Below are 16904 nucleotides of genomic sequence, written 5' to 3' on the forward strand. Positions count from 1 at the left end.
CGTCGGCCAGATCGCGCGCCGGCGCGTCGGCCGCGTCAGCCTGCGGCAATTCCACGGCCGGTCCGGCCTGTGGCGCCGCGGCGGCATCCTCCATCGCGGAGCCGCCCTGCCTCAGTTCCGCGCTCAAGCGCCGGCGGCTTCGCCGACCAGTTCGGCGAAGCGGTCAAAGCTCAGGGCGCCCGGCACCGTCTTGCTGCCGAAGACAAAGGTGGGGGTGGAGCTGACCTTGTGCTCCTGCTCTCCCTTGAGCCGGGATTCCAGCAGGGCCTTGCGCAGCGCCTCGTCGCCGATGGCGGCATCGACCTGCGGGCGGCTCAGCCCGGCCAGGGCGGCCACGCGGGCGATCTCGGCCACCGGATCGGCGCCGCGGTTGAAGGCCCAGCGGTCCTGGGTGGACAGCAGCGCGCCGATGAAGCCCTCATAGGCGGCGGGCGGCAGGGTGCGGGCCACCTGCGCGGCGGCCAGGGCGAGCTGGTCCAGCGGGAAGTCGCGCCACACCATCCGCATCTTGCCGGCGTCCACCAGCTCCTTCTTCACGCGCGGCCAGGTGTCGCGGTGGAAGGCGGCGCAATGCGAGCAGGTGAGCGAGAAATACTCGATCACCGTCACCGGGGCGTCCCGCTTGCCGGCGCTGCGCTCGGTCAGCCGGGGGTCGCCACCCTGGGCGGCGGCGGGGCGGTTGGCCGACCACGGCAACAGGGCGGCCGGGGCCAGCATCAGGATACGGCGGGAAAGCGGCAAGGCAGCCTCCTTCAGGCTTGGCAATGGCGAGGCCCCAGGGGACCGGCAGCCGGCGGAACACAGCCGGGTGATCCGGCCGGCGCGATCTTTATCGCAGAACCGGCCTGAACTGAAACGCTGCCTTGCCGGAAAGGTGGAAGCGCCCTGGGGAGCGCCCTGGGGAGCGCCCTGGGGAGCGCCGCGAATGGCCGCTCCCCAGCCGGCTGTCCATCCAGCCGGCCATGCGGCGGGGGGCAGCGTTGCATTTCGCCATGCGCGAAAACCGCGACGCCATGTCACCCCGCGCGGAACCGCGCGATGCCGTGGCCGGCCCGCGCCTCAGCCGCGCCGGCGGTAGACGCCCTGGGCCAGCCGGGCCAGGGCGGCGCGCAGCTCCGGGTCCGGCACCTCCTCCAGCGCGGCCTTCACCGTTTCCGGCACCACCGGGCGGGGCGGGCGCCTGGGCGCGGCGGCGGGCGGCGTCACCGCCCCCTGCACGAAGCGCAGCCGCTGGACCAGCCCCGGCCCCAGCATGGCGTTGATCTTGCCGATCAGCAGCGGCGCCAGGTGTTGCAGTTCCATCGCCACCGGGCCGGAACAACGCAGCACCAGCGTGCCGGCGACCAGCTTCTGCGGCATGCTTTGCGCCGCCAGGGCCGGTCCCACGATCTCCGGCCAGTCGGTCATCAGATGCGCGGCGGCGGGGCTGCGCTTGCGGAACACCGGCTTGGTCAGCCGCGGGATCAGGCTGCCCACCGGGCGCAGGCCGCGATCGGGGCGCCAGCCGGGCAGGTCCTCCTCCTTCTTGGGCGCGCCGCCCTTTGTTTCCCCGGCGGGGCTTGCGCGGCGCCGCGCTTCGTCCTCTTGCTGCATCCGTGCTGCCTTTCATTCCCGCGGCCGCTCCGCCGGCTTCCGCCCTGCTCCACTGGTACGACCGCCACCGCCGCGCCCTGCCCTGGCGCGAAACGCTGCGCGACCCGTACCGTATCTGGCTGTCCGAGGTCATGCTGCAACAGACCACGGTGGCCGCCGTCGCGCCGCGCTGGCGCCGCTTCCTGGACCGCTTCCCTTCCGTGCAGGCGCTGGCCGCCGCGCCGTGGGAGGACGTGGCCGCCGAATGGGCCGGTCTCGGCTATTACGCCCGGGCGCGCAACCTGCATGCCTGCGCCCGGGCGGTGGCGGCGCGCAACGGCTTTCCCGACACGGTGGAGGAATTGCGCGCCCTGCCCGGCATCGGCGCCTACACCGCCGCCGCCATCGCCGCCATCGCCTTCGACCGCCCGGTGGTGCCGCTGGACGGCAATGTGGAGCGCGTCACCAGCCGGGTCCACGCGGTCGAAGAAGCGCTGCCCGGCGCGCGTCCCCGCCTCGCCGCCCTGGCGCAGCACTGGATGGCGCAGCCCGAGGCCGCCGGGCGCCCGGCGGATTTCGTGCAGGCGCTGTTCGACCTGGGCGCCACGATCTGCACGCCGCGCAACCCGGCCTGCGCCCTTTGCCCATGGCAAGCGGAATGCGCCGGGCGCCGCGCCGGCATCGCCGACACCCTGCCGCGCAAGGCGCCAAAGCGGGCGCGGCCCACCCGGATGGGCGTGCATTTCCTGCTGCGCGACGCGCAGGGCCGCCTGCTGCTGCAACGCCGGCCGCCAAAGGGATTGCTGGGCGGCATGCCCGGCCTGCCCGGCACGCCCTGGCGCGCCGAAGGCTGGGACCACGCGGAAGCCCTGGCGCATGCCCCGGCCCCCGGCCTCGACTGGCACGCCCTGCCCGGGGAGGCACGGCACGGCTTCACCCATTTCGAGCTGCGCATGACGCTGCTGGCCGCCACCCTGCCGCCGGGCATGGCAGCCGAGGGCGAATGGTGGGCGCCGGCGGAGGCCGCCCGCATCCTGCCCGGCGCCATGCTGCGGCTGCTGGCGCTTGCCGAGGCCGCCGGCGCCGTGGCAAGCCCGGCCGGAGGCGCCTGATGGCGCACGACTCACGGAATGGGGACATACCTCGCATGACTCGGATCACCGCCCTTCGCGCCCATCCGGCGCTGGCCTTCGCCGGCCTGACGCTGCTGGGCTCGGCGGCGCTGGCCGCCTCGGCGCAGATCGCGCTGCCGATGTGGCCGGTGCCCGCCACCATGCAGACGCTGGTGGTGCTGCTGCTGGGCGCGCTGGGCGGCGCCCGCCTCGGCGTCGCCTCGGTGCTGGCTTATCTCGCTGAAGGGGCGCTGGGCCTGCCGGTGTTCGCCAATGGCGCCGCCGGCCCGATGGCGCTGATGGGGCCGACCGGCGGCTTCCTGCTGGGCTTCGTGGCGGCCGCCTGGCTGGCGGGCTTCGCGCGCGGCGGGCTGCTGCGCCAGGCCGGGGTGCTGACCGCGGCCCACCTGCTGCTGTTCGTCCCCGGCGTGCTGTGGCTGTCGCGCTTCACCGGGCTGGAAGGCGCGCTGATCGCCGGCTTCCTGCCCTTCATCCCCGGCACGCTGGTCAAGACCGGGCTGGCGCTGGCCGCGCTTCGCGCCCTGCGCCGCAACTGATGACGGGCCAGGGAAGGCGCTGCCTTCCCTGGCCGGCCGGCCGGCGGTTGTGGATCAGGCCAGCCAGTCGGAGATGGCGGTCTGCTCCTGGAAGCTGCCGTCGTCGCTCAGGGTGAAGCTGTACAGCGTCGCCCCGCTGCCATCCTCCAGCTTGGCATAGGCCATCCAGTCCTGGGCATTGGCCAGGTCGTAGTCGATGGTCAGCCGCAGGCCATCGCCCAGATCGGCCGAGCGGTGCGCGACCACGCCGCCGATCTCCTCGAGGACCTGCCAGTTCGCGGCATCGGTGTTCTCGAGATAGCTGCCGTCATCCTTGAACTGCGCGCCATAGGCCAGCGTGCCGTCGGCGAAGTAGATGCGCGCCTGCACGGCATAGGCTTCCGTGTTCGCGACATCGTACTGGATGCCGGCATGGACGCCGCTGTCCGTGTACATGCTGCGCGCCGCCACCTCGCCCGAGGTGTTGAACAGGCTCGACACCTTGCTCCAGCCCGCCATGTCATGCCCGTCGCGCAGCACCTGCAGCGTGGAGCCGTCATCCAGGAGCTGGCCCTGCACCATCAGCGTGCCGGTGGCGTCATAGGTCCCGGAATACCAGGTCCAGGGCTGCGTGCCGTCCACGTCATAGGAGATCACCGAGCGCGAGCCATCGTCGAAGTTGGTGGCCTGCGAAACGATGTCGCCCGAGATGTTGTAGGTGAAGGCCTGCTTGGTCCAGTCCTTCGACGAATCCGCGTCGTAATAGGTGGTCAGCTTGCCGCCCGCGTCATAGGTGATGTCGGTGCGGTAGCGCGCGCCGGAAGCGTTGTAGGACGTCAGGAACTCCGACCAGTTCTGCGTGCCGGCGATGTCGTACTGGGACACGCCGCGCCCGCCGTCATCATAGGTGGTGGCGCGGTTGAGCATCCGGCCGGACTGGTCGTAGTTCTCCACCACGCGCGCCCAGCTCTCGGCATTGGCGGCGTCGTAGAAGGTGACGGTGCGGCTGGCATCGTCGTTCAGAATGTCGCGGATGGAAAGGCGCCCCTGGGCATCATAGGTTAGGGTCTGGGCGGCCCAGTATTCCGTGCCGGCCTGGTCCACGATCACGCGTTTCGTCATCAAACGGCTCCCGCCCGCTTCTGCGGGCTTGAATGGCACGGCGGACGCGGCCCGGTGCCGCGCGCCGACGTCGGCAAACCCGAAGGTCTCAACCGTTACGCGATGCAGACCATGGTGAAAATCAAGCGTTAAGTAAAAACACTAAAGGTTGAGCTATAGTCACGATTATTCTACCGGAATTGGAGAAGCGAGCCATGGCCACGCTTCAGCCAGTAATACTACCGGTTGATCATTCGGGTGCCAAACCAATCATCGATGACAATCGCGGGACATGCCGGGGGCGAGGCCCGCCGTCCGGCCCCGCCCCCTCCTCCTCCGTGATCAGGCGATCCAGTCGGCCGGCTGCGACGGGCTCAGCAGCACCTGCAACCCGCCATCATCGGTAAAGGCCGCGGCATAGAAATCGGCGCCCTTCGCGGCATCGCGCAGCGTGACCTGGGCGGACCAGTTTTCCGTCCGGGCGGTGTCGTAATCCACCAGCAGCGTCACGCCATTGCCAAGATCGGCGGAGCGCTCCGTCACGCAGCCGCAGGCATCGTGCCGCACCTGCCAGTCCAGCTGGCCGAGCTGCTCCCGCACCGTGCCATCGTCATTCACCACATAGCGCCAGGCCAGCTCGTCCCGCGCATCGGTGACGCGGCCCTGCGCCGCCCAGGGATTGGGGGTCGGGAAGCCTTCCGGCGCGCCCCAGCCGGGGCGGTCGATGCCGGTAACCAGCCGGCCGCCTTCATCGAAGCTCAGCGTCGTGGTCTGCACACCGTCATCGCGGTAGGTGTCGTTAAAGGCGTAGCGCGACCAGGCGAGATGGTCGCCCGCATCGAAATGCTGGGTGAAGCTGTCCAGGCCGAAGCGGTTGTAGATGAGGGTCACCTCTCCATCCGCATTGTAGTGGCGGCTGTCGGTGTTCCAGCCGCCATCGCTGTCGTCGCGGTAGCGCAGCACGTCCCGGGAGCCATCCTCCGCGACGAACTCCATCTTGTAGACGCCGTCCGCCGTGCCCTGCGTGGTGCGGGTGAAGGCCGTGCTGCCCGGCTGGTAATCGGTGGTGACGCTGCGGCCGTCATCATACTGCACGGATTTGCGCAGCAGCGCGCCGGAGGCATCGTAATCATGCCCGACCCGCGACCAGCTGGCGGTGTTGCCGGCATCCAGCACATAGGTTTCGCGCTGGCCGTCATCATAGCGCGTCTCGCCCCGCGTTTCGCGCCCCGCGGCATCATACCAGCGCACGGAAATATCGGCGTCCGACAGTTTGGCGGGGTCGTAAAGGCGGATTGCCAGCGTGCCGTCGTCATAGCGGACATCGCGCTGCCGCAGCAGGCCGTCATCGCCATGGATCAGGGTCTGGAACGCCCAGCTATGGGCATCCCGGCGTCAAGGATGTAGCGCTGGCTGGTCACCAAGGATTCTCCCGTCGCATGGCCGGGATGCCACCAGCGCCACATGCCCCCCTGGCTGCGTCACGCGGCTGGTGCCCGGCATGCCGCCGGGTGGGTGACGGCAAAAGGCCATTCTGTCAGGGGACCAAAAAGCGAGTTCCCGCCCTCGTGAATTCCCATTGAAGCGGAAGAATATTTCGCTGGAAGCAATTCGCCCATAAGGCGCGATAGTTCCTTATTTTGCCACCTAGGCGGGACGAAATCGGCTAAAATCTCGCCTTTGGTTCAGCCCCGCTCCCGCGCGATTTCGGCCCGCAACTCGTCCAGAAGGCGCAGCGAGCCATCCCGCCGCTCCACATGCCAGAACAGCCAGCCATTGCAGGATGGCGCTTCCTGCACCGCCGCGCCGACCTGATGGATGGAGCCCTGCGCCTGCCCGCAGCGGATCGAGCCATCGGCGCCCACATCGGCGGCGAAGCGCCGGTGCCGGTCGGTCAGCCGCGCGCCCGGCGGCACCAGCCCGCGTTCCACCAGCGTGCCGAAGGGAATGCGCGGCTGTTCCCGCCGCGTCGGCATCACCAGGGCTGCGGATTCCGACAGGGCTTCCACCGCGTCGATGCGGGCCTGCGCAGCGGCGGCATAATCCGCGTCGCGCTCGATGCCGATGTAGCGGCGGCCGAGGCGCTTCGCGACGGCGGCCGTGGTGCCGGAGCCGAGGAACGGGTCCAGCACCACCTCCCCCGGCGCGGTGCAGGACAGGATCACGCGGTGCAGCAGCGCTTCCGGCTTCTGCGTCGGATGCAGCTTCTTGCCTTCGGCGTCCCGCAGCCGCTCATTGCCAGTGCAGAGCGGGATGAACCAGTCCGAGCGCATCTGCACGTCGTCATTCAGCGACTTCATGGCGGTGTAGTTGAACTTGTAGCGGCTTTCCTGACCCCGCGCCGCCCAGATCATGGTCTCGTGCGCGTTGGTGAAGCGACGGCCGCGGAAGTTCGGCATCGGGTTGGCCTTGCGCCAGATCACGTCGTTCAGGATCCAGAAGTCGAGGTCCTGCAACGCGGCGCCGAGGCGGAACACATTGTGGTAGGAGCCGATCACCCAGATCGTGCCGTCCTTGCGCAGCACGCGCCGCGCCTCGGTCAGCCAGGCGCGGGTGAAGGCGTCATAGGTGGCGAGGTCGGCGAAGCGGTCCCAGGCATCGTCGACGCCATCCACCACGCTCTCATCCGGCCGCCGCAGCTCGCCCCGGAGCTGCAGGTTGTAGGGCGGGTCGGCGAAGATGGCATGCACCGAGGCCGGGGGCAGCCGCCGCAGCATCTCGATGCAATCCCCCTGGAGGATGCAATCCAGCGGCAGATCCAACCCTGTTCCCACGCCCGCGAAACCCCTTGCGACTCGAGGCAAGACAATGCGTTGACCCGAGTCGCGTCGTCAAGCGAGGGAAATCAGGCGGCCTCGCCCACCCCATGCTGCTCGCGCAGGCTCAGGAAGCGCAGCGCCGGCCATTCCTCCTCCGACCGGCGCCGCCCCCAGTCGGAAGTGAAGAAGGCGACCGGCTCGTTGTCATGGTCCTCGGCCATCTGGCTGGGCGCCGAGCGCAGGAAACGGTCCAGCGTTTCCCGGCCCTGCGGGCCGTCCTCCCGCGGCGCCACCCAGCGCATGGTGGACCAGGACGTGCCCTCGAAGGTGATGTGGACGCCGTATTCCGCCTGGATGCGGCTCGACAGCACGTCGAGCTGCAATTGCCCGACCACGCCCACCACGGGCTGGGAACCGTCCAGCGGGCGGAAAACCTGCACCACGCCCTCATCGGCCAGCTGGTCCAGCGCCTTGCGCAGCTTCTTGGCCAGCATCGGATCATCGAGCCGCACGCGGCGCAGGATCTCGGGCGCGAAGCTCGGCACGCCGCGGAAGTTCAGCTCCTCCCCGTCGGTCAGCGTGTCGCCGATGCGCAGCACGCCATGGTTGGCGATGCCGACCACGTCGCCCGGCCAGGCTTCCTCGGCCACCTGGCGCTCCTTGGCGAAGAAGAACAGCGGCGCGTTGACCGGAATCGACTTGCCGGTGCGCACCTGCTTCAGCCGCGCGCCTTTCCGCAGCCGCCCCGAGCAGACGCGGAGAAAGGCCACGCGGTCGCGGTGGTTCAAGTCGGTATTGGCCTGGATCTTGAAGACGAATCCGGTGAGCTTCTCCTCCTCCGGCTCCACCACCCGCGCATCGGCGGCACGCGCCGAGGGCGGCGGCGCATAGGCGGCCAGCCCGTCCAGCAGGTGCCTCACCCCGAAGCCGCGCAGCGCGGAGCCGAAATACACCGGCGTCAGATGGCCTTCGCGGAAGGAGGCCAGCTCGAACTCCGGATACACCGAGGCCAGCTCGATCCCTTCGCGCAGCACGTCGCCCTGGCCATGCGGCAGCAGCGTGTCGATGCGCGCATCGTCCGGGCCGGACACCTTCTCGTCCTGTTCCCCCCCTTCGCGCAGCAGCCGCAGCGTCTCATGGGCGCGGTCATACACGCCCGCGAACTGCCGGCCGGAGCCGATCGGCCAGGTGGCCGGCGTCACGTCGAGGGCGAGGGTCTTCTCGATCTCGTCGAGCAGCTCCAGCGGCTCCCGCGCCTCGCGGTCCATCTTGTTGATGAAGGTGACGATGGGGATGTCGCGCAGTCGGCAGACCTCGAACAGCTTGCGGGTCTGCGCCTCGATGCCCTTGGCGGCGTCGATCACCATCACCGCCGCGTCCACGGCGGACAGCGTCCGATAGGTGTCCTCCGAGAAATCCTCATGGCCCGGCGTGTCGAGCAGGTTGAAGATCTGCCCGGCATATTCGAAGGTCATGACCGAGGTCGCGACGGAAATGCCGCGGTCCTGCTCGATCTTCATCCAATCCGAGCGCGTGCGGCGCCGCTCGCCCTTGGCGCGCACGGCGCCGGCGATCTGGATGGCGCCGCCCAGCAGCAGCAATTGCTCCGTCAGCGTCGTCTTGCCGGCATCGGGGTGGGCGATGATGGCGAAGGTGCGCCGGCGCCCCGCCTCGGCCGCGGTTTCGCTCAGGGGCGGCTGGTTGTGGCCCAAGGCGGGGGCATCAAGGTTCTGCAAGGGCTCACACTCCGGGGGCGCTGTCTCTGGGGGCGGCGGGGATATAGCGCGGACGCGCCGGGGTTTCGACCCTGCGGCGCGGGCGGCCGCCATCAGGCCGGCTGGGCGGTGCTTTCCTCCCCTTCGGCGCCTTGCCGCCCGTGCCCGCCAAGGCCGAGGGACAGCAGAAGCGCGCCCCCGACCGGCAGGGCCAGCGCCAGGAATGCCGCGTGCCACCCCACCCAGGCGACCAGCGTGCCGCCCACCACGTGCGAAAGCTGCCCGCCCAGCCCCTGCACCGAATACACCGCGCCCAGCGCCGTCTGGGTCCGGCCGCTGCCCCAGGAGGCATCGGCCACCACCACCGGCACCGCCACCCCGATCAGGCCGGAAGCGATGCCGTCCAGCACCTGCACCGGCACCAGCCAGAGCGGGTCGGTGATCCAGGCCGCCAGCAGCGCCCGCGCGCCCAGCGCGGCGCAGGCCACCAGCATCAGCGGCCGCCCGCCATGCTTCTCCGCCCAGGCGCCGCCCCACAGCGCCACCGGGATCATGGTCAGCTGTGCCGCCATGACATAGCCGGCGGTCCAGGCCGTGGCGCTGCCGCCCGCCGCCGCCACACGCTGCCCGACCAGCGACAGCATCGCCCCGTTGCCCAGCGAGAACAGCGCCAGCACCACCGCCAGAGTGAGCAGGCGGCGGTCGGTCAGCACGGCCTTCAGGGGGGAAACCTGATCCTCGCTGCCCTCCTGCTTTTCCCCGGCCTTGCCCGTCTCCGCTTCGTCATCCGCGTCTTCCTCGCCGCTGGCGCGCGCCGCGCTCCAGGCCTTCCCGGGCGCGACCGCGACCGCCACGATCGCGCCCAGCGCCATGGCGGCCATCACGAACAGCGCGATGTCCGGCCCGATCAGCGTTGCGCCGCCCACGATCATCAGCGCCGAGAACAGGATGCCGGCATGGTTGAAGGCCTCGTTGCGGCCATGCTGGCGCGGGAAGTCCTTCTTGCCGACGATGCCCAGGGTGAAGGCGGTGACCGCCGGCAGCACCAGGATGCCGCCGATCGTCGCCATGCCATGCGCCGCCAGCACGCCGAGGAAGCCATGCGCCACCAGCAGCAGCATCGTGCCCGCCAGGATGGCGCCGCAGGCCAGCGCCAGCAGCAGGCGCGGCAGCTTCAGCCTGTCCACCAGCGCGCCCGCCGGGCCGCTGAGCGCGAGCCCGCCGAGGCCAACCAGCGTGTTGAGCCAGCCGATCGATTCCGGCCCCCAGCTTCGCGTCTGCGCCAGCCAGGTCGCCAGGAAGGGCCCCAGCCCGCCCTGGATGTTGCCGGTGAAAAAGGTGATGAGAACCAGGTGGCGGCGGGGTGACACGAGACTCGAAAACCTCTCCAGGGGCCGGCCGGTGATGGCTGGCCGTCCCCCGTGTAACGCGCATGTCACGGCAAAGGCTGCGCCTCGGCTTGCATCCTGGCGTCGGGAAGCGCGGAACGGCCCCTTGCCGTGGGCCGGGGGCGGTGCCTCAGCCGGCGCTCCCGCCGAACACGCCGAAATCGAATTCCGCCTGGTGGGTGGCGAAGGGGTCCTCGGCGCGGCGGGCATCGTCCCGGTTCAGGCCGATGGCATCGAGCTGCGCGCCGGAGATCGGCACGAACTCCACCCCCGCTTCGCGCATCATCTCGATCGCCAGCAGGCCCACCTTGTCCCAGTAGCTTTCCGTCCCCGCGCGCGGCGCCGCTGCCACCACGCGCCGCACGCCGGACTGGATCAGCAGCGTGGCGCACACATTGCACACCGGCTTGCCCACCACATAAACGTCGCAATGCCGCGCATCCCGCCCGGCATGCAGCAGCGCGTTCTGCTCGGCATGCAGGATCATCTCCAGCTTGCGCGCCTTGTTCTCCAGCCGCTCCGCGCTGTCCTCCACATTGGAGGGGAAGCCGTTGAAGCCGGTGGCGACGATCCGCGCATAGGCCTGGTTCACCAGCACCGCCCCCACCTTGGCCCGCGGGTCCTTCGACCACTGCGCGATGTGGTGCGCGAGGCCGATATAGCGGCCATCCCATTTGGCCTGCTTGTCGGGGCGGTTCTCGAAGGTGTTGGGGTTGGTCATGGGGTTGATTCTACGTCGAATCCACCCTCGGGAGGCAAGCCGGATGAGGCCTGCCGCGGCCCGTTGCCCGCCGCCGGCTACAAGGCGTTGCCGAACATCCCGTGGAACCGCCCGAGGAAGCTCCGCAGCCGCTCGCTTTCCGGGTGGTGAAACACCTGGTCCGGTGTTCCCGCCTGCGCCACGCGTCCCCCATCCATGAACACCACATGGTGGGAAACGTCGCGCACGAACAGCATCTCATGGCTGACCACCAGCATGGTCATGCCGCTTTCGGCGAGCTGCTGCATCACCCCCAGCACCTCGGCCACCAACTCGGGGTCGAGGGCGGAGGTCACCTCGTCGAACAGCAGCAGGCGCGGCTCCATCGCCACCGCCCGGGCGATCGCCACGCGCTGCTGCTGCCCGCCGGAAAGCTGGTAGGGATAATGTTCCCGCCGCGCCTCCAGCCCGACGCGGGCCAGCCACTGCCCAGCGATGTCGCGCGCCTCGGCCCGGGTCCTGCCCAGCACCTTGGTCAGGCCGAGCATGACGTTCTCCTCCGCGGTCAGGTGCGGGAACAGGTTGAACTGCTGGAACACCATGCCGATCCGCGCCCGCTGCGCGGAAACCCGCGCCTCGCTCAGCCGGCGCCTCTTGCCGCCCTCGACGCGGTAGCCGATCGGGTCGCCATCCAGCAGGATCTCGCCCGAATCATGCTCCTCCAGCAGGTTGACGCAGCGCAGGAAGGTGGTCTTGCCGGAGCCCGAGGCGCCGATCAGCGACACCACCTGCCCCTGCCGCACCGTCAGGTCGATCCCCTTCAGCACCTCGATGGAGCCGAAACTCTTGCGCACGCCGGTGGCGCGCAGCAGCGCTTGGTCGCTCATCCGTGAATGGCTCCGGTCAATAGCGCAGATAGGAGAAGCGGCGTTCCAGCACGCCGCCGATCTGCGCGATGGTGAAGTTGATGACGAGGTACAGCACCGTGGCCAGCAGGTAGAAATCGACGATCAGGTAGTTCCGCGCCATGATCTGCTGCGAAGCCAGCAACAGCTCCACCACCCCGATCACGGACAGCAGCGTGGTGCCCTTGACGATCTCAAGGCAGGTGTTGACCCAGGGCGGCAGCATCCGCCGCACCGCCTGCGGCAGGATCACGTAGCGCAGCCGCTGCGCGAAGCGCAGCCCGATCGCCTTGCCCGCCTCCATCTGCCCCTGTGGCACGGACTGCACGGCGCCACGCAGCGTCTCGGCGATATGCGCCGTGGCGAAGCCCGACAACGCGATCACGCCCGCCCAGAAGGCCGGCACGTTGATGCCGAACAGCGCCAGCCCGTAATAGGTGAACAGGATCAGCACCAGCACGGGAATGCCGCGCATCACGTCCACATAAAGGCGGATGACGAGGCGCAGCCACCACCACCCATAGGTCAGCGCCACGCCGAACAGGATGCCGAGGATGGTGGCGAAGACGATGGTCAGCCCGGAGGACGCCATGGTGACGCCCACCCCGCTCAGGATCGACCAGCGCGACTGCCACGCCTCGAAGCCGAAGGCGCCCGGAGTCATGGAGAAATCCAGCATGATCCAGGCCCTTCAGCGGATCGAGGCGTAGCGGCGCTCGACCAGGCGCAGCAGCGTCGCGATGGTGTAGGCGGTGACGAGATACATCGCCGACACGGAAAGCCAGACCTCCATCACCCGGAAGGTGTCGGCATTGATGCGCCGCGCCACGAAGGTCAGTTCCGGCACGGCGATGGCGGCGGCGAGCGAGGTGTCCTTGAACAGCGAGATCAGGTTGTTGCTGATCGCCGGCAGGGTGATGCGGAACATCACCGGCAGCACCACGTATCGTTGCCGCTGCCAGGGCCGCAGCCCGATCGCCTTGGCCGCCTCCACATATTGCTTCGGGATCGAGCCCAGGCCCGCGCGGAACACCTCCGACATGTAGGCGCCGGCATAGAGCGACAGGGTGAGAACGAAGCTCTCTGTCTTGTCGAACCAGGAGATGTTGAACTCCGGCAGCCCGAAATAAACGAAGAAGATCAGCAGCAGCAACGGCATGCAGCGGATGAACTCAACATAGGCCCAGACCGGCCAGGCGAGCCATTTCCGCCCCGACAGCCGCGCATAGGCGGCGGCCAGCCCGATCACCGAGCCGATCAACAGCGACACCACCGCCAGTCCGAGGCCAAGCAGCAATGCTTCCCCCAGCGCGCCGGCATTGCGGGTGATGACCGACCAGTCGAAATAATATTGGATCATGGAAAGCCCGTTCCGCGTGGCCTCTGGGAAAGGGCCGCGGGAACGAAATCCCCGCGGCCTTCGCGACGGTCAGGCGAACTCGGTCGGGAAGCCCACCTTCGGCACCGGCAGCTCGATGCCGAACCATTTCTTGTAGGACGCGGCGAAGTAGTCGAAATCGACGCCCATCATCGCTTCCTTGTACACGGTGTTGACCCAGTTCAGCCAAACCGGATCGCCCGGCTTCACGGCCGAGGCATAGGAATTGGGCATCCAGCCATACCCCGCATCGACGAAGCGGCCCGGTGCCTGCTGCATCAGCCAGCGCATCGCCGACTGGTCCTGCATGGAGGCATCGATGCGCCGCGCGTTCAGCGCCTGCATGGCGGCATCGGGGCTTTCGAAGGCATCCACCTTGGCCTGGGGGAGCGCCTTGCGGATCCATTCCTCCAGGAACACGTTCTGCATGCCGCCCACGGTGACGGCGGAGCCCGCCGCCTTCATTTCCTCATAGTTCTTGTACTTGCCGCCGCGCGCCAGCAGCAGCAGGCCCACGCCCTCGCGGTAATAGGGGATGGTGAACTCGACCTGCTGCGCGCGGCCGGGCGTGATGGTCATCCACTGCACCACGATGTCCACCTTGTCGGTGACCAGGGAGGGGATGCGGGCGTCGGAGCCCTGCAACACGAACTCGACCTTGTTGAAGTCGTCGAACAGCGACTTGGCCAGCAGCCGCGCCAGGTCGATGTCCATGCCGACCAGCTGACCCGAGGCATCCTGGAAATGCCAGGGCGGGTTGGTGGAGCCGGTGCCGACGATCAGCTTGCCCCGCTCCTTGATCACCTGCAGCTTGCTTTTGCCGAGGCCCTGCGCAGAGGCTGCCTTCGGCGCGAGCAGCGCCGAAACGCCGCCGATCGCCGCGCCGGCCATCCCGGCGCCGAACAAGCCCCGCCGTTCCGCATTCGGCCTGTCGTTCTGATCCATCGCCTTGCTCCCCTTCGCCGCCTGTCCTTCTCGCCATGGCGGCCCCGAAACGAAGGGGAGCAAGATTCGGGCCGGTTGTCACCCGGCGTTGCAGCAATTCCTCATGCCACCGCCGCGACGGGCGCGTTGCCGCGGGCCTCGACGATGTCGGCCAGCCGCCGGCCGGAGCCCGCGCCCATGGTCCAGCCGGTGTGGCCATGCCCGGTGTTCAGGTACAGGCCGGGAACCCGCGTGGGCCCGATCCAGGGCCGCCCATCCGGCACCATCGGCCGCAGCCCGGCCCATTGCACGGCGCCCTCGGCCTTCTCCGCCCCTTCCATCTCGGGGAACAGGGAGCAGACGCCGCGCATCAGCGCGCCGATGCGCGAAGGGGACGGGGTGGTGTCGTAATCGGCCACCTCGGCGCTGCCCACGATGCGGTAGCGCTCGCCCAGCGGCGTGAAGGCGAATTTCCGCCCATCCTCCAGGATCGCGTGGCGCGGCCCCTCCGGCCAGACATGCCGGGGCGCGGTGACCGACAGCCCCTTCACCGGATAGATCGGCACCCGGACGCCATGCTTGCCGAGCAGCCGGGGCGAATGCGACCCCAGCGCCACCACCACCGCATCGCTCTCGATCTCCCCGGCGCTGCTCGCCACCGCCGCGACGCGGCCCTGGCGCAGGATGATGTCGTGCACCTCGGTGCCGAAGTGGAAGGCGGCGCCACGGGCGGCGCACCATTGCGCCAGGCCCTGGCTAAACTTGCTGCAATCGCCCACCTCGTCCTGCGGAAAGAACAGGCCGCCGGCGATCTTCTCCGCCCGCGCCGCCAGCGCGGGCTCGCGCGCGATGCATTGCTCGCGCGTCAGCCGCTCCACCTCCAGCCCATGCGGCACCAGCGCCTCATGCGCGGCGGCGGCGGCCAGCCACTCGGCCTCCGTCGCGAAGGTCTTGATGACGCTGTGGCCGACGTAATCATATTCCACGCCGGTCTCCGCGCGGATCTCCGCCATGCAGCGCGCCGACAGGAGCGCCAGCTCCAGGTTAGCCAGCGCCCCTTCATTGTGCGCGGCGGCGCGCGAGGCGGCGAGGAAGCCCAGGCCCCAGCGCCACATCCGCGGCAGGGCGGACGCGCGCAGCAGCATCGGCGCGTCCTCCTGCCCCAGCCACCGCAGCACCTTCAGCGGCACGCCCGGCGCCGCCCAGGGCTGCACCGAGGACACATGGATGATGGCGCCATTGCCCCAGCTGGTTTCCAGCCCGGCGCCTTCCCGCCGTTCCAGCACCGTGACCTGATGGCCGGCCCGTTGCAGCCAGTAAGCCGAGGCGACGCCGATGATGCCGGCGCCCAGAACGGTGATGCGCATGGAAACCCTCAATCCTTCTCCGCCAGCGCGTGGTCGCAGAGACGCGCCACCGCGGCAAGGTCTTCCGGATCGGCCACGCGATGCGTGCGGGCCGGCATCTCGGCGAAGGCCGCGCCATCCTTGAAGCCGTGGCCGGTGATCATGCACACCACCCGCGCTTCCGGCGCGAGCTGCCCCGCGGCCAGCATCTGGCGCAGCGCCGCCACCGGGCTGGCCCCCGTGGGCTCGGCATACACGCCTTCCAGCCGCGCCAGGTCGCGCATCGCCCGCCGCAGCGCGTCATCCTCCACCGCCACGGCCAGCCCGCCGCTGTTCCGCACCAGCCGCAGCGTGTAGGTGCCGTCGCGCTCATAGCCGATCAGCGGGTCGCTGATGCCGGATGCGATGGTGCGCGGCATGTCCCAGGCGGTCACCGCCGCCTCCCCCGCCTCGAAGGCGCGCACGATGGGCGCGCAGCCCGCCGCCTGCACCGCCACCAGCCGCGCTGCCGCCCCCGCGAGGCCGAGACCCTGCGCAACCCCCTTCACCAGCGGCCCGCTGCCGGTCGGCACCAGCACCGCATCCGGCGCCACCCCGCCCAGCCGCTCCATGATCTCCAGCCCCGCCAGCTTCAGCGCGTCCACCGCCCAGGGATTGAGGAAGGTGGTGGTGAGGTTGGCGAAGCCATGCCGCTCCGCCAGGCCGCGCGCCAGGTCGTAGGAGCGGCTGTAATGTCCTTCCACCAGCAGCAGCACCGCGCCATGCGCCGCAATCTGCGTCACCTTGCCGGCCGGTGTGTGCGCCGGCACCACGATCACCGCCGGCACCCCGGCCCGCGCCGCATAGGCGGCGGTGGAGGCGCCCGCATTGCCGGAGGAGGCGCAGACCACCCCCCGCGCCCCCAGCTCCAGCGCCTTGCTCAGCCCGGCGCTGACCAGCCGGTCCTTGAAGGAGCCGCTGGGGTTGCGCGTTTCGTCCTTCAGCCAGATCTCGCCGCGGAAGCCGGGCAAGGCGGCTTCCAGCCGCGGCGCGCGGCGCATCGGCGTCTGCCCCTCGCCCATGGACACGATGTGGCGCGCTTCCAGCACCCCCAGCCGCGCGGCATCCCGCCACATGGAATCCCGCAAGGACGGGTCGGCCGGCGCGGCGAGGCCGCTCTCCCCCGCCACCTCCAGCACGCCGCCGCACCGGGCGCAGGCGTAAAGCAATGCCGGCGGGTGTCGTTCCCCGCAATCGACGCAGCGCAGATGCATGCTCGGCCTCCTCCGCGCGGGTGAAGCCCCGCCTGTTCCTTCGCCGCATCACACCCCATGCGCGGCCGCGTGAACAGGCCAGGCGGCGCGGATGCCGGCCTCCATCGCCCCCCTCCGGCGGGCGGGCGGCGAGGCTGTTCCCGTGCTCCCCCGCAGGCACGCCGTTGCCGGTGCGGCCATTCACCTTTATCGACCAGGGGACAGAGCCGCTGGTG

At 69.7% G+C, this 16904-nt stretch carries 16 protein-coding genes; 2 read left to right on the plus strand and 14 right to left on the minus strand.

The window, feature by feature from the left end; translation table 11 throughout:
* Nucleotides 1-123: 123 nt before the first annotated feature.
* Together F0Q34_RS11530 and F0Q34_RS11535 are read right to left on the minus strand one after the other, a co-directional pair.
* Nucleotides 124-741 (minus strand): DsbA family protein, encoded by a 618-nt coding sequence (locus F0Q34_RS11530; protein ID WP_149812358.1) that lies wholly within the window; start codon nt 739-741, stop codon nt 124-126.
* Nucleotides 742-1059: 318 nt separating this feature from the next.
* Complete coding sequence (locus F0Q34_RS11535) at nt 1060-1593, minus strand: DUF721 domain-containing protein (protein ID WP_149812359.1); 534 nt, start codon at nt 1591-1593, stop codon at nt 1060-1062.
* Between the two features lie 2 nt (nt 1594-1595).
* Here F0Q34_RS11535 and F0Q34_RS11540 point away from each other — a divergent pair, with 2 nt between their 5' ends.
* Both F0Q34_RS11540 and F0Q34_RS11545 read left to right on the plus strand, forming a co-directional pair.
* Nucleotides 1596-2684 (plus strand): A/G-specific adenine glycosylase, encoded by a 1089-nt coding sequence (locus F0Q34_RS11540; protein ID WP_241665444.1) that lies wholly within the window; start codon nt 1596-1598, stop codon nt 2682-2684.
* A 35-nt stretch (nt 2685-2719) separates the two neighbouring features.
* The gene (locus F0Q34_RS11545; protein WP_149812360.1) at nt 2720-3241 is read left to right on the plus strand and encodes a biotin transporter BioY; all 522 of its coding nucleotides are present in this window, start codon (nt 2720-2722) and stop codon (nt 3239-3241) included.
* A 54-nt stretch (nt 3242-3295) separates the two neighbouring features.
* Here F0Q34_RS11545 and F0Q34_RS11550 read toward each other — a convergent pair whose 3' ends face one another.
* The 12 genes from F0Q34_RS11550 to F0Q34_RS11605 all read right to left on the minus strand — a co-directional run bounded on the left by F0Q34_RS11550 (nt 3296) and on the right by F0Q34_RS11605 (nt 16689).
* Nucleotides 3296-4342 carry a hypothetical protein gene (locus F0Q34_RS11550; protein WP_149812361.1) on the minus strand — a complete coding sequence of 349 codons (1047 nt, stop codon included), beginning with the start codon at nt 4340-4342 and terminating at the stop codon, nt 3296-3298.
* A gap of 321 nt (nt 4343-4663) precedes the next feature.
* Nucleotides 4664-5572 carry a hypothetical protein gene (locus tag F0Q34_RS11555; protein WP_149812362.1) on the minus strand — a complete coding sequence of 303 codons (909 nt, stop codon included), beginning with the start codon at nt 5570-5572 and terminating at the stop codon, nt 4664-4666.
* A gap of 434 nt (nt 5573-6006) precedes the next feature.
* Nucleotides 6007-7038, minus strand: a complete 1032-nt coding sequence (locus F0Q34_RS11560) for a site-specific DNA-methyltransferase (protein WP_174242039.1) — start codon at nt 7036-7038, stop codon at nt 6007-6009.
* Between the two features lie 128 nt (nt 7039-7166).
* Nucleotides 7167-8816 (minus strand): peptide chain release factor 3, encoded by a 1650-nt coding sequence (locus F0Q34_RS11565; protein ID WP_456316242.1) that lies wholly within the window; start codon nt 8814-8816, stop codon nt 7167-7169.
* A 92-nt stretch (nt 8817-8908) separates the two neighbouring features.
* A complete protein-coding gene (locus tag F0Q34_RS11570) occupies nt 8909-10165 on the minus strand; it encodes an MFS transporter (RefSeq protein WP_206668000.1) in 1257 nt (418 codons plus the stop codon).
* A 148-nt stretch (nt 10166-10313) separates the two neighbouring features.
* Nucleotides 10314-10904, minus strand: a complete 591-nt coding sequence (locus F0Q34_RS11575) for a deoxycytidylate deaminase (protein WP_149812365.1) — start codon at nt 10902-10904, stop codon at nt 10314-10316.
* A 77-nt stretch (nt 10905-10981) separates the two neighbouring features.
* The gene (locus F0Q34_RS11580; protein WP_149812366.1) at nt 10982-11770 is read right to left on the minus strand and encodes an amino acid ABC transporter ATP-binding protein; all 789 of its coding nucleotides are present in this window, start codon (nt 11768-11770) and stop codon (nt 10982-10984) included.
* A gap of 16 nt (nt 11771-11786) precedes the next feature.
* Complete coding sequence (locus F0Q34_RS11585) at nt 11787-12452, minus strand: amino acid ABC transporter permease (protein WP_174242037.1); 666 nt, start codon at nt 12450-12452, stop codon at nt 11787-11789.
* A gap of 27 nt (nt 12453-12479) precedes the next feature.
* Nucleotides 12480-13148 (minus strand): amino acid ABC transporter permease, encoded by a 669-nt coding sequence (locus F0Q34_RS11590; protein ID WP_149812368.1) that lies wholly within the window; start codon nt 13146-13148, stop codon nt 12480-12482.
* Between the two features lie 69 nt (nt 13149-13217).
* A complete protein-coding gene (locus tag F0Q34_RS11595; protein WP_149812369.1) occupies nt 13218-14111 on the minus strand; it encodes a transporter substrate-binding domain-containing protein in 894 nt (297 codons plus the stop codon).
* A 101-nt stretch (nt 14112-14212) separates the two neighbouring features.
* Nucleotides 14213-15457, minus strand: coding sequence for a D-amino acid dehydrogenase (locus F0Q34_RS11600; RefSeq protein ID WP_149812370.1), 1245 nt, complete (start codon nt 15455-15457; stop codon nt 14213-14215).
* Between the two features lie 8 nt (nt 15458-15465).
* Nucleotides 15466-16689, minus strand: a complete 1224-nt coding sequence (locus F0Q34_RS11605) for a threonine synthase (protein WP_149812371.1) — start codon at nt 16687-16689, stop codon at nt 15466-15468.
* Nucleotides 16690-16904: the final 215 nt, after the last annotated feature.

The organism is Teichococcus oryzae, assembly GCF_008386565.1.
GTDB lineage: Bacteria > Pseudomonadota > Alphaproteobacteria > Acetobacterales > Acetobacteraceae > Pseudoroseomonas > Pseudoroseomonas oryzae.